This window comes from Streptomyces sp. NPDC052020 (genome assembly GCF_040680575.1).
Classification (GTDB): domain Bacteria; phylum Actinomycetota; class Actinomycetes; order Streptomycetales; family Streptomycetaceae; genus Streptomyces.
The window spans coordinates 1-13138 of record NZ_JBFAWY010000069.1; the positions used below are offsets into that span (position 1 = coordinate 1).

A 13138-nucleotide genomic window follows, 5' to 3' on the forward strand; every position below is an offset into this window, starting at 1 on the left:
CTCACCTGATCGCCCCGGCCGGGGCGATCAGGTGAGACCGGCCACCCGGCAGGGTATCCGATCAGCCGTCGCCTTCCCGCTCCGCCAGGAACTTCTCGAATTCCCGCCCGATCTCGTCGGCCGACGGGATCTCGACGGGCTCGGCCAGCATGTTGCCGCGCGTCTCGGCGCCCGCCGCGGCGTCGTACTGGTGCTCGAGGCCCTGGACAAGCGCGGTGAGCTCCTCGTCGCCCTCGCGGATCTGCCGGTCGATCTCGGTCTGGGTGCGGTGGGCCTCGGTGCGCAGCGCGTGCGCGATACCGGGCAGCACCAGGCCGGTCGCGGCCGTGATGGCCTCCAGGACGGTCAGCGCGGCGTCCGGGTACGGGGAGCGGGCGATGTAGTGCGGCACGTGCGCGGCGACCCCCAGGACGTCGTGCCCGGCCTCCATGAGCCGGTACTCGACGAGGGACTCGGCGCTGCCGGGAACCTGTGCCTCCTCGAAGGGGCTGCGGTGGCCCGGGACCAGGTCGGTGCGGTTGCCGTGCGGGGTGAGGCCGACGGGGCGGGTGTGGGGGACGCCCATGGGGATGCCGTGGAAGTTCACGGACAGGCGGACGCCGAGCCGCTCCACGATCTGCCGGACGGCCACGGCGAAGCGCTCCCACTCGACGTCCGGCTCGGGGCCCGACAGCAGCAGGAAGGGCGCTCCGGTGGCGTCCTGGACGATCCGCACCTCCAGGGCGGGGTCCTCGTAATCGGTCCAGCGGTCGCGCTTGAAGGTCAGCAGCGGACGGCGGGCCCGGTAGTCCACGAGCCGGTCGTGGTCGAAACGGGCCACGACCTGGTGGGGCAGCGAGTCGAGCAGCCGGTCGACGATCTGGTCGCCGGTCTCGCCCGCGTCGATGTATCCGTCGAAGTGGTAGAGCATGACAAGGCCGGCCGACTCCTGGGCGAGCGCCATGTCGACCACGGCCAGGCCCTTCGGCTCCCATGCGTACAAACCCTGCGGATCAAGCACAGTGACCGCTCCTCCTCGTGTTCGTACGGCACAACGTGGCACGGGGCAGGGGCATTCCCCGCCCATACCCATGATCAGGCCGTTCTTCACCCACTCTTCACGTGCGCCTCGACCGTGCGCGGTCGCGCGCCGCGGCGCCCGGCGGAGGGGCGCACATGCCGAGGGCCCGCATCCGGGAAGGATGCGGGCCCTCGGGCCGAGAGAGCTACTGCTCGGTCACGAGCTGCTCAGCGTGCGCTCAGCTCTGGCCGCCGGCCAGCTTCTCGCGCAGCGCGGCCAGCGCCTCGTCCGACGCCAGCGCACCGGAGGTGTCGCCGCCCTCGGAGGAGTACGAACCGCCGGACGCGGCCGGAGCGGCGGCCTCGCCACCCTCGGCAGCGGCCTGGGCGTCCGCCTCGCGGGACTTGATGACCTGCGCCTGGTGCTGCTCGAAGCGGGCCTGCGCCTCGGCGTACTGGCGCTCCCACTCCTCGCGCTGCTTCTCGTAGCCCGGCAGCCAGTCGTTGGTCTCCGGGTCGAAGCCCTCGGGGTAGATGTAGTTGCCCTGGTCGTCGTAGGACGCGGCCATGCCGTACAGGGTCGGGTCGAACTCGACCGCCGTCGGGTCGGCACCGAAGGACTCGTTGGCCTGCTTCAGCGAGAGGCTGATGCGACGGCGCTCGAGGTCGATGTCGATGACCTTGACGAAGATCTCGTCGTTGACCTGGACGACCTGCTCCGGGATCTCCACGTGGCGCTCGGCCAGCTCGGAGATGTGGACCAGACCCTCGATGCCCTCGTCCACGCGGACGAACGCACCGAACGGAACCAGCTTCGTGACCTTGCCGGGCACGACCTGGCCGATCTGGTGGGTGCGGGCGAACTGCTGCCACGGGTCTTCCTGGGTCGCCTTCAGCGACAGGGAGACACGCTCGCGGTCCATGTCCACGTCGAGAACCTCGACGGTGACCTCCTGGCCGACCTCGACGACCTCGGACGGGTGGTCGATGTGCTTCCAGGACAGCTCGGAAACGTGGACCAGACCGTCGACGCCACCCAGGTCCACGAAGGCACCGAAGTTGACGATCGAGGACACGACGCCGGAACGGACCTGACCCTTCTGGAGGGTCGTGAGGAAGGTCTGGCGGACCTCGGACTGGGTCTGCTCGAGCCAGGCACGGCGGGACAGGACCACGTTGTTGCGGTTCTTGTCCAGCTCGATGATCTTCGCCTCGAGCTCCTTGCCGACGTACGGCTGGAGGTCGCGGACCCGACGCATCTCGACCAGGGAGGCCGGGAGGAAGCCGCGGAGGCCGATGTCGAGGATGAGACCACCCTTGACGACCTCGATGACGGTACCGGTGACAATGCCGTCCTCTTCCTTGATCTTCTCGATGGTGCCCCAGGCACGCTCGTACTGGGCGCGCTTCTTCGAGAGGATCAGGCGGCCTTCCTTGTCCTCCTTCTGGAGGACCAGGGCCTCGATCTCGTCGCCGACGGCGACAACCTCGTTCGGGTCGACGTCGTGCTTGATCGAGAGCTCGCGGCTGGGGATGACACCCTCAGTCTTGTAGCCGATGTCGAGCAGGACCTCGTCCCGGTCGACCTTCACGATGACGCCGTCGACGATGTCGCCGTCGTTGAAGTACTTGATCGTCTCGTCGATCGCGGCGAGGAACGCTTCCTCGTTACCGATGTCGTTGACCGCAACCTGGGGGGTGGTGGCGGTGGTCTCGGTGCTGCTCGTCATGTGGTAAAGGGCTCCGGTACGGACATTGAAGTCGTAGGTACTGCTCACGCTGGAGCCCGTTTCGCTCTGCAGAAGCCGGACAGCCAAGGAAGCGCCAATCCAGACACCGGGTGCCCGGTGGCGCCTCGACAACCGAGGGGACATACAACAGATGCGAGCGCAGCCTGCTCCGTCTGAGGCGCGCAGGCCCGCAGCGCAACTTGTAGCATACGGGGGCAGCCGGGCGGGGTCAATGCGCGAAGCCGCGCACTCGGGGCGGATCTCCGCAAGCCCGGCGGAAAACGTGCCGTCCGAGGCCGTCCGGGGGGCGTGATGTCCGCTTCGTGACACACCCCCTGGACCGGCCGGACCGGAGCGAGGCCGCAGATTAGTACGAAGGAGCCGATCATCCAAGAGCCCGATGTGCCCGAGCCGGAGGCCACCCGCCGTGACGCCGGTGTCGTGGAGAGCGCCCGCGCCAACCGGGGCTGGTGGGACCGCAACGCGGACGAGTACCAGGTCGAGCACGGCACCTTCCTCGGCGACGACCGCTTCGTGTGGGGCCCCGAGGGTCTGGACGAGGCGGAGGCCGAGCTGCTCGGCCCGCCCGGGGAGCTGAAGGGCCGGGACGTCCTGGAGATCGGCGCCGGCGCCGCCCAGTGCTCGCGCTGGCTGGCCGGCCAGGGCGCCCGTCCGGTCGCCCTGGACATCTCGCACCGGCAGCTCCAGCACGCGCTGCGCATCGGCGGAACGTTCCCTCTGGTGTGTGCCGACGCGGCCGCGCTGCCCTTCGCGGACGCCTCCTTCGACCTGGCCTGCTCGGCGTACGGCGCGCTGCCCTTCGTCGCCGACCCCCGGCTGGTCCTGCGCGAGGCGCGCCGGGTGCTGCGTCCGGGCGGGCGCCTGGTGTTCTCCGTGACCCACCCGATCCGCTGGGCCTTCCCCGACGAGCCCGGGCCCGAGGGCCTGTCCGTCTCCTCCTCCTACTTCGACCGCACGCCCTACGTCGAGCAGGACGGGGACGGCCGGGCGGTGTACGTCGAGCACCACCGGACGCTCGGGGACCGGGTCCGGGACGTGGTGGCGTCGGGCTTCCGCCTGGTGGACCTGGTGGAGCCGGAGTGGCCGGACTGGAACACCTCCGAATGGGGCGGCTGGTCGCCGCTGCGCGGCCGTCTCCTCCCGGGGACGGCGGTCTTCGTGTGCGAGCGGGACTGAGCGGGCGCGCGCGGCGGGCCGGTGCCACCGGTCCGCGGCGGCGCCCCCGCGCGGGGGACGGCGTACGACACTGGGGGACGTGATCCGTTACGACGCCCTGGACGCCCTGCCCGTACGCGATGCCCTGCCCGCCCTGAACGGCGCCCTGGACGGGCACGGAACCGCGGTCCTCGTCGCGCCGCCCGGGACCGGCAAGACGACCCTGGTCCCGCCGGCGCTGGCGGGACTGCTGGGCGGGGGCCCGGCGCGCAGGGTGGTGGTGGCCGAACCGCGGCGGATCGCGGCGCGGGCGGCGGCCCGCCGGATGGCGTGGCTGCTGGGCGAGCGGACCGGTGGCACGGTGGGGTACACCGTGCGCGGGGAGCGCGTGGTCGGACGGCACACGCGCGTGGAGGTCGTCACGACCGGTGTGCTCCTCCAGCGGCTCCAGCGCGACCAGGAGCTGTCCGGGGTGGATGTCGTGGTGCTCGACGAGTGCCACGAGCGGCATCTGGACGCGGACACGGCGGCGGCGTTCCTGTGGGACGTACGGCAGGCGCTGCGGCCGGAGCTGCGCCTGGTGGCGGCGTCGGCGACCACCGACGCCGAGGGCTGGGCCCGGCTGCTGGGCGGGGCGCCGGTGGTGGAGGCGCGGGGCGCCTCGTACCCGGTGGAGGTGGTGTGGGCGCCGCCGGCGCGGCCGGTGAGCCCTCCGCACGGGATGCGGGTGGACCCGGCGCTGCTGGCGCACGTGGCGTCGGTGGTGCGGCGGGCGCTGGCCGAGCGCGAGGGGGACGTGCTGTGTTTCCTGCCGGGTGCCGGGGAGATCGCCCGGGTCGCCGGACAGCTCGGTGATCTGGGCGGGTCCGGGGATGTCGAGGTGCTCCAGGTGCACGGGCGGGCGCCGGCGGCCGTGCAGGACGCGGTGCTGGCGCCCGGGCGGCGGCGCCGGGTGGTGCTGGCGACCTCGGTGGCCGAGTCGTCGCTGACGGTCCCCGGGGTACGGGTGGTCGTCGACTCGGGTCTGGCGCGCGAGCCGCGGGTGGACCACGCGCGGGGGCTGAGCGCCCTGACGACGGTGCGGGCGTCGCGGGCCTCGGCCCGGCAGCGGGCCGGGCGGGCCGGGCGCGAGGCCCCGGGGGTGGTGTACCGGTGCTGGTCCGAGGCCGAGGACACCCGTCTGCCGCGTTTCCCCACCCCCGAGATCCAGGTGGCCGACCTGACGGCGTTCGCGCTCCAGGCGGCCTGCTGGGGCGATCCGGACGCCTCCGGGCTGGCGCTGCTGGACGCCCCGCCGGCCGGGGCGATGGCGGCGGCGCGCGCGGTCCTGACGGCCGTCGGGGCGGTGGACGGCGCCGGGCGCGCGACCGAGCGCGGTGCGCGGCTGGCGCGGCTGGGGGTGCATCCGCGGCTGGGGCGGGCCCTGCTGGACGCGGGTGCCTCGCGCGGGGCGGCCGAGGTGGTGGCGCTGCTCTCCGAGGAGGCGCCCCGGGAGTACGGGGACGACCTCGTCGCCGCGCTGCGGACGGCGCGACGCGCGGGCGACGCCTATGGGGCGCGGTGGCGCGCCGAGGTGCGGCGGCTGGGGGCCGTATCGGCGCAAGGGGCCGTCTCCGGGGAGGGGGCCGGGCCCGGGAGCGGCTCTCCGGGCGCCCCCGACGAGGGGCGTCTGGCCGGGCTGGTGGCCGCGCTGGCCTTTCCCGAGCGGGTCGCCAGGAAGGACGGCGGCTCCTATCTGATGGCCTCGGGAACCCGGGTGGAGCTCGGGGAGGGGTCGGCGCTGCGGGGTGCGCCCTGGCTCGCGGTCGCCGTCGCGGACCGGCCGCTGGGCAAGGGGCACGCGCGCGTGCGGCTCGCCGCCGAGGTGGACGAGGAGACGGCCCGGCTGGCCGCCGCGTCCCTGCACACCGAGGAGGAAGAGGTCCGCTGGGCCGACGGGGACGTGGTGGCCCGGCGGGTGGAGCGGCTCGGGGCCGTGGAGCTGGCGGTGCGGCCGCCGGCCGGCGCCGATCCCGGCCTCGTACGGGACGCCCTGCTGGAGGGGCTGCGGCGGGAGGGGTTCGGGCTGCTGCGCTGGTCCCCGGAGGCCCGACTGCTGCGGCAGCGGCTCGCCTTCCTGCGTCTGCGCCTGGGTGAGCCCTGGCCGGACGTCTCCGACGAGGCCCTCCACGCGCGCGTGGACGAGTGGCTGGAGCCGGAACTCGGGCGGGCCCGGCGGCGCGCGGATCTGACGCGGATCGACGCCGGGCAGGCGCTGGCCAGGCTGCTGCCCTGGTCGACCGGGGAGGCCGCGCGGCTGGACGAGCTCGCGCCGGAGCGGATCACCGTACCGAGCGGGTCCCGGATCCGGATCGACTACGCCGAACCGCGGCAGCCGGTGCTGGCGGTGAAGCTTCAGGAGATGTTCGGGCTCCAGCGGTCTCCCGAGATCGCCGGGGTGCCGCTGCTGGTGCATCTCCTCTCCCCCGCCGGCCGCCCCGCCGCGGTCACCGCCGACCTGGCCTCCTTCTGGCGGCACGGCTACCAGGGGGTGCGGGCGGAGCTGCGCGGCCGGTACCCGCGGCATCCGTGGCCGGAGGATCCGGCCACCGCCGAGCCGACCCGGCACACCAGCGCCCGGCTCAGGCGGTGACCTCCGCCGCCGTACGGTGTCCTGCGTCCTACACCCCGGTGCCCGCCGACGCGCTGGGGCTCGCCGACGCGCCGGGGCTCGCCGACGCGCCGGGGCTCGCCGACGCGCCGGGCGAGGACGTCTGGGCCGCCCGGACCGTCAGCTCGACGTCGAGTGTCGCGCCGCCCGCGGTGGTGAGGCGCAGCACGAACGTACCGGCGGTGTCGTCCGCGTACAGCGCGGGCAGCGTCAGCAGGCCCCGGGCGTCCGTCCGCAGGCCCGTCAGGGCGCGGACGGCCTTGCCGTCGGCGTCCTTGAAGTAGGGGCCGCGGTCGTTCACGGCCGGGTTCCGCGCCGACTCGATCAGCGTGGCGGTGACGGCGACCCCGGCCGCGGCGGCGCCCCTGTACGCGGCCCTCACCTCCACCTTGTCCGCGAACGCGCCGCCGGTGGTGCAGGTCAGCGCGGTGGCGCCGGTGCGGGTGAGAGTGTCGGCGACGCGCTCGGTGACGGTGGCCTTGTAGTCGAGGCCGGGGACCGCGCGGCCGGCGACGGTGGCGCGGACGGTGAAGGTGCCGGTCTTCTCGCCCGCCCGCAGGGCGGGGGCGACCGCCACGCCGGAGCTGTCGGTGACGGCCACGGCGACGCGCTCGCCGCCGGCGAAGACGGCGTCGGTGTCTCCGGTGATCGTGTACCGGATCCGCACCTTGCCGACGGCCTTGCCGGCCGCGGTCTCGGCCCGGGTGCCGATCCGCTCGGCGAACGTCTCGCCGGCGGCGGCAAAAAGCGGCGCGGTGCCGGCGTTCTCCAGGTGGTCCACGGTGTCGGTGGGCGTGCCGGAGGGCGGGGGCGTCGTCGCGCCCGTCCCGGGCGGAGGGGTCGGGGTCCCGGTGTCGGGCGGGGCGGACCCGGCGGGCTTGCCGGGGCCCGGCGTGGTCGTGCCCGGTGCCGTCGGCTTCTGGGACTCCCGGGGCGTGTCGGGCGTCCGGGTGTCCTGCGGCGCCGGCGCGGGCCGGGTCCGGACGGCGCCGGAGTCGCTGCGGCCCACGGGCAGGGTGCCGGTGCCGTCCGGGATCTCGTGGGTGCCCTTGCGGTAGTACTCCAGCCACCTCATGACGGTGTTCAGGTAGTCCCGCGAGTTGTTGTAGCTGAGGACGGCGCGGTCGAGGTCGGCCTGCGTGGACAGGTCCCAGCCGTTGCGGCACAGGTAGTGGGCGGCGGCCAGGGCCGCGTCGTAGACGTTGTTGGGGTCCTTCGTGCCGTCCCCGTTGCCGTCGCGTCCGGCCCACGCCCAGGTGGACGGGATGAACTGCATGGGGCCGATCGCCTGGTCGTAGCTGCTGTTGCCGTCGTACGCGCCGCCGTCGGTGTCCTTGATGAGCGCGAAGCCGTTGCCGTCGAGCTGCGGTCCGAGGATGGGGCTGAGGGTGGTGCCGTCGGCGTTGACCCGTCCGCCGCGGGCATGACCCGACTCCACCTTGCCGATGGCGGCCAGCAGTTGCCAGGGCAGGTTGCAGCCCGGCTTGGCGGCGCGCAGGGTCGCCGCGGCCTTCTTGTACGCGTCCAGGACGGTGGCCGGGATACCCGCCTCGGCGGGGCCCTGGACGACGGGGGTGCCGGCCGTCGGCGACGGGCCGGGGCGCGGGCTGTTGAGCGGCGGCAGGTCCGTGTAGTACGGCGAGTTGCCGGTGGCGCTGTCGCCGCCGGCGGCGCCGTCCTCCGCCGAGGGCGTCGCGTCGGCGGCGGTCTGTCTGCCGTGGTCGTCGACCGTCACACCCGGAGCCTGGGACGCGGACAGGGCCGCGACCGCGGCCGCTGCCACGGCGGTGGTCGCCGCGCCCTTGCGCAGCCTGCTGCCGAAATGCGCCGCCATAGAGTGAACCCTCCCGTGGACGCCCGGGCGCCCGTCTCTTCCGTCTGCTGTGCTCGCCCTGTTGACGATCGGCGCGCGCCCCGGGTTGCCCCCGGAACGGATCCGAGTGCCGTGTGCGTGAATGTTCGCCTGTTCGACCGGTACGGTGACGCAGGCGACCCTACGACAACTTGCTTTGCATGGGCACCCGTTCGTGCCCGATTTTCACCGGTTGGCCACGTGGGGTGGCGCCGTTCGGCCAACGACCGCCTTGAGGAGCCCCGTTGCCGTTCACGCTCAGTCACGCGGCGGCGGTCCTGCCCGCCGTGCGCGCCGACGGCTCCGGACGGGGAGCGCTGGTGCCGGCCATGCTCGTGGCGGGTTCCTTTTCGCCCGACATGACCTACTACGCGGCGAGTGCGCTGTCCGGGGCGATGGAGTTCGGGGACGTCACGCACTCCGTCCCGGGCGTGTTCACGGTGGACGCGCTCATCGCCTTGGCCCTGGTGGGGTTGTGGCTGCTGGTGCGCGAACCGCTGGTGGCGCTGCTGCCGCGGGCGTGGCAGGGCCGGACCGGCGCGCTGCTGCGGTGCGGGGCGCCCCGCACGCGCGTACGACTGCCCTCGGCCGTGTGGTGGTACGTCTCGGCGGCGCTCGGGGCGCTGACGCACATCGGGTGGGACGCGTTCACGCACCACGGCCGGTGGGGGATGCGGATGTTCCCCGTGCTGGGGCGGGAGTTCGCGGGCTCACCGCTGTACTGGTACCTCCAGTACGGCGGTTCGGCGGTGGCGGCGGTGGCGCTCGCGGTGTTCCTCGCCCGGGCGCTGCGGCGGGCGCCGTCCCGGACCGGGGCGCCGGGGGTGGCGGCGCTGCCGGCCCGGGAGCGGTGGGGGGCCGCGGTGGTGATCGGCGGCTGTGCGGCGGCCGGGGCGGTGCGGCGGGCGACGCGGTGGTGGGAGTACTGGGGTCCGGTCGCCAAGCCGTGGGAGGTGATCCCGGCGGTGTGCTTCGGGGCTGGCGCGGGGCTCGTCCCGGGGCTGCTGCTGTACGCCGTGGCCGTCAGGGTGCGGCGTCCGGCCCGGGACCGGAGCGTCCGGGACGGCGCCGGTCCGGAGCCAAGCCGTCCGGTCGTGCGCTGACGGTGGCGGCACTGGCGACGAACACGGTGAAGGCGGGGGCGGGGCGGTGCCTCGGCAGCAGGGTGAGGGCGAGTGCCAGGTAGCCGCGGGCCAGCTCGGCCCACGGACGCCAGGCGGGTGTCTCGCCGGGTCCGGCGGTGGCCGGCCGCCGGCGGGCGATTCCGCGGCACAGACCGGCCGCTGCCCGGCGCAGGGCCGGCGCGAAGGTCTCGGGGATGCGGGCGGTGCTTGCGTCCGGCGCGACGACCGGGACCGAGGGGAGTGACACGCGGGCGGGTCCCTCGGCGCCGGTCCGCGGGGGTGCGGTCCGGTGGAGCGTGCGTATACCCATGCCCGCATCCTCGCGGCCGCCGGGGGCGGGGGCTTTCCCGCGGGGGCCACCTGAGTGACGGGCAGGCGGCCCGCCCCGCGCCGGGTCAGTCCTGGCGGACGCGCCCGGGGCCGCCCCCGCGCCGGGCCGCCCCCGAGGCCGGCCGCTCCGGCGCCGGGCCGCCGCCCCCGCGCCGGGGCGCTCCCCGGCGGCGGTCACCCGCGGCTGGGGACTTCCGTCCGGATCACGCCGGATCACGGGGCGGGTGCCGTGCCCCGCAGGGGCAAAGGAGGCCGCCATGGCGGCCGACGACAACGCGGCGGAGCGGGGTGCCGGGCCCCGCGACCCCGGCGTGACCCAGACGAGAGGCCCTAATGCGCCGCCGATTCCCAGTCCGGGCCCACGCCCACGGACACACCCAGGGGAACGCGGAGGTCGACCGCGCTGGCCATCTCACGACGGACGATCTCCTCGGCCGCCTCGCGCTCGCCGGGGGCGATCTCCAGGACGATTTCGTCGTGGACTTGCAGGAGCGTCCGGGACTTCAGGCCGGCCTCCCGCAGGGCCCGGTCCACGTGCAGCATGGCGATCTTGACGATGTCCGCCGCCGTGCCCTGGATCGGGGCGTTGAGCGCCATCCGCTCGGCCATCTCGCGGCGCTGGCGGTTGTCGCTGTTCAGGTCGGGCAGGTAGCGGCGGCGGCCGAAGAGGGTCTCGGTGTAGCCCGTCGCCCTGGCCTCGTCCACGACCCGGCGCAGATAGTCCCGTACGCCGCCGAAGCGCTGGAAGTAGGCGTCCATCAGGGCACGGGCCTCGGCGGCCTCGATGTTCAGCTGCTGGGAGAGGCCGAACGCCGACAGGCCGTACGCCAGCCCGTACGACATCGCCTTGATCTTGCGGCGCATCTCGGCGTCGACCGCGGCGGGCTCCACGGAGAACACCTGGGAGGCGGCCGTGGTGTGCAGGTCCTCGCCGGAGGTGAACGCCTCGATCAGGCCCGCGTCCTCGGACAGGTGGGCCATCACCCGCAGCTCGATCTGGCTGTAGTCCGCCGTCATCAGGGACTCGAAGCCCTCGCCGACCACGAAGCCGCGGCGGATCGCCCGGCCCTCGTCGGTGCGGACCGGGATGTTCTGGAGGTTGGGGTCGGTCGACGACAGCCGGCCGGTCGCCGCGACCGTCTGGTTGAACGTGGTGTGGATACGGCCGTCCGCGGCGATCGTCTTGATCAGGCCCTCGACGGTGACGCGCAGCTTCGCCTGCTCACGGTGGCGGAGCATGATCACCGGCAGTTCGTTGTCGGTCTGCGTCGCGAGCCAGGCCAGGGCGTCGGCGTCCGTGGTGTAGCCGGTCTTGGTCTTCTTCGTCTTGGGCAGGGCGAGCTCGCCGAAGAGGACCTCCTGGAGCTGCTTGGGCGAGCCCAGGTTGAACTCGTGGCCCGCCGCGGCGTGCGCTTCCTTCACCGCCTGCTGCACGGCGCCCGCGAACATCTGCTCCATGGCTTCCAGGTGGGCGCGGTCGGCCGCGATCCCGTGCCGCTCCATCCGGGCCAGCAGCGCGGACGTCGGCAGCTCCATGTCGCGCAGCAGGTCCGCGGCGCCGACCTCCTCCAGGCGGCCGCCGAACGCCTCGCCCAGGTCGAGGACGGCACGGGCCTGGATCATCAGCGCCTCGGCCTGGGCGGCGTCGTCCGCGCCGAAGGCCAGCTGCCCGTCGGCCGCCGCGGCGGGGGCCAGCTCCCGGTGCAGGTACTCCAGGGACAGCGCGTCCAGGTCGAAGGAGCGGCGGCCCGGCTTGACCAGATAGGCCGCCAGCGCGGTGTCCATCCGCACGCCGTCGACGCTCCAGCCGTGCTCGGCGAAGACCCGCATCGCCCGCTTGGCGTCGTGGAAGACCTTGGGCCGGCCGGCGTCGGCCAGCCAGCCGGCGAACGCCGTCTCGTCGTCCTCGTCCAGCTGGGACGGGTCGAACCAGGCGGCGGCCCCGTCGGGCGCGGCGAGCGCGACCTCGGCGACCGAGCCGGTGCCCAGCGCCCAGGTGTCGACGGTGGCGACGCCCAGCGCCTGCCTGGCGTGCTCAGCGAGCCAGCCGGCCAGCTCACCGGTGCCGAGCACCGTGCCGTCCAGCTCCACGCCGTCCGCCACGACCGGCGTGGACTCCGCCTCCTCGGCCCCTGGGTCGACGGCGAAGAGCCGCTCCCGCAGCGAGGGGTTGCGGATCTCCAGGGTGTCCAGGACCATCGCGACGGCCTTGCGGTCGTAGGGCGCCCTCGCCAGGTCGGTGACCGCCTTGTCCAGTCCGACCCGCCGCTCCAGCTCGGTGAGGCGGCGGTTGAGCTTGACGGACTCCAGGTGGTCGCGCAGGTTCTGCCCGGCCTTGCCCTTGACCTCGTCGACGCGCTCGACCAGTTCCGCGAACGAGCCGAACTGGTTGATCCACTTCGCGGCCGTCTTCTCGCCGACGCCCGGAATGCCCGGCAGGTTGTCCGAGGGGTCGCCGCGCAGGGCCGCGAAGTCGGGGTACTGGGCCGGGGTCAGCCCGTACTTCTCGACGACCTTCTCGGGGGTGAACCGGGTCAGCTCCGAAACGCCCTTGGTGGGATACAGCACCGTCGTGTGCTCGCTGACCAGCTGGAAGGAGTCCCGGTCACCGGTGACGATCAGCACCTCGAAGCCCTCGGCCTCGGCCTGGGTGGCGAGCGTGGCGATGACGTCGTCGGCCTCGTACCCCTCCACGGCGAAGCGGGAGACGTGCATCGCGTCGAGCAGCTCGCAGATCAGCTCGACCTGCCCCTTGAACTCGTCCGGGGTCTTGGAGCGGTTCGCCTTGTACTCGGTGAACTCCTGCGACCGCCAGGTCTTGCGCGAGACGTCGAACGCCACCGCGAAGTGCGTGGGCGCCTCGTCACGCAACGTGTTGGCCAGCATCGACGCGAAACCGTAGATCGCGTTGGTCGGCTGGCCGGTCGCGGTGGTGAAGTTCTCCGCGGGCAGCGCGAAGAACGCGCGGTAGGCCAGCGAGTGCCCGTCCATGAGCATCAGCCGCGGGCGGCCGCCGGAGGTGGTGTCGGTCTTCTTCGATGCTGTCTCTGCCACGTCCCCGATCCTGCCACGCCGCACTGACAGTCGGCGCCGGCCCCGGGGCCGCCGCGGGCACCGGGCCGGGGCCTCGCGGCGGACCGCTCTCCCGCGTCCCCCCGCTCCCCTCCGCCCGCCGTGACCGCCCGCCGAAGGCGCGGCAGATCGCGGCGAGCTGCTGGGTGTTGCGCAGGCCGCCCCAGTAGTGGTGGTCGGAGAGGACGACCTGGACGGCGCCGCG

General features: G+C 74.0%; 7 protein-coding genes. 3 read left to right on the forward strand and 4 right to left on the reverse strand.

Annotated elements, in window-relative coordinates; translation table 11 throughout:
* Nucleotides 1-61: 61 nt before the first annotated feature.
* Entirely contained in the window at nt 62-1000 is a 939-nt protein-coding gene (locus AB0L74_RS34265; RefSeq protein WP_365661348.1) for a PAC2 family protein, read from the reverse strand.
* A gap of 238 nt (nt 1001-1238) precedes the next feature.
* Complete coding sequence (rpsA, locus tag AB0L74_RS34270; RefSeq protein WP_164396170.1) at nt 1239-2729, reverse strand: 30S ribosomal protein S1; 1491 nt, start codon at nt 2727-2729, stop codon at nt 1239-1241.
* Nucleotides 2730-3131: 402 nt separating this feature from the next.
* Between rpsA and AB0L74_RS34275 the strand changes: the two genes are divergently transcribed.
* Complete coding sequence (locus AB0L74_RS34275) at nt 3132-3926, forward strand: class I SAM-dependent methyltransferase (RefSeq protein WP_365661351.1); 795 nt, start codon at nt 3132-3134, stop codon at nt 3924-3926.
* A gap of 79 nt (nt 3927-4005) precedes the next feature.
* The gene (hrpB, locus tag AB0L74_RS34280) at nt 4006-6537 is read left to right on the forward strand and encodes an ATP-dependent helicase HrpB (RefSeq protein WP_365661354.1); all 2532 of its coding nucleotides are present in this window, start codon (nt 4006-4008) and stop codon (nt 6535-6537) included.
* Nucleotides 6538-6565: 28 nt separating this feature from the next.
* On the opposite strand, the gene AB0L74_RS34285 is transcribed toward hrpB, so the two are convergent.
* Nucleotides 6566-8389 (reverse strand): lytic murein transglycosylase, encoded by a 1824-nt coding sequence (locus tag AB0L74_RS34285; protein ID WP_365661358.1) that lies wholly within the window; start codon nt 8387-8389, stop codon nt 6566-6568.
* Nucleotides 8390-8652: 263 nt separating this feature from the next.
* On the opposite strand from AB0L74_RS34285, the gene AB0L74_RS34290 reads away from it, so the two are divergent.
* A complete protein-coding gene (locus AB0L74_RS34290) occupies nt 8653-9510 on the forward strand; it encodes a DUF4184 family protein (RefSeq protein WP_365661360.1) in 858 nt (285 codons plus the stop codon).
* Nucleotides 9511-10191: 681 nt separating this feature from the next.
* Here AB0L74_RS34290 and polA read toward each other — a convergent pair.
* Nucleotides 10192-12915: a DNA polymerase I gene (gene polA / locus AB0L74_RS34295; protein WP_365661363.1), complete on the reverse strand. Its 2724-nt coding sequence runs from the start codon at nt 12913-12915 to the stop codon at nt 10192-10194.
* Nucleotides 12916-13138: the final 223 nt, after the last annotated feature.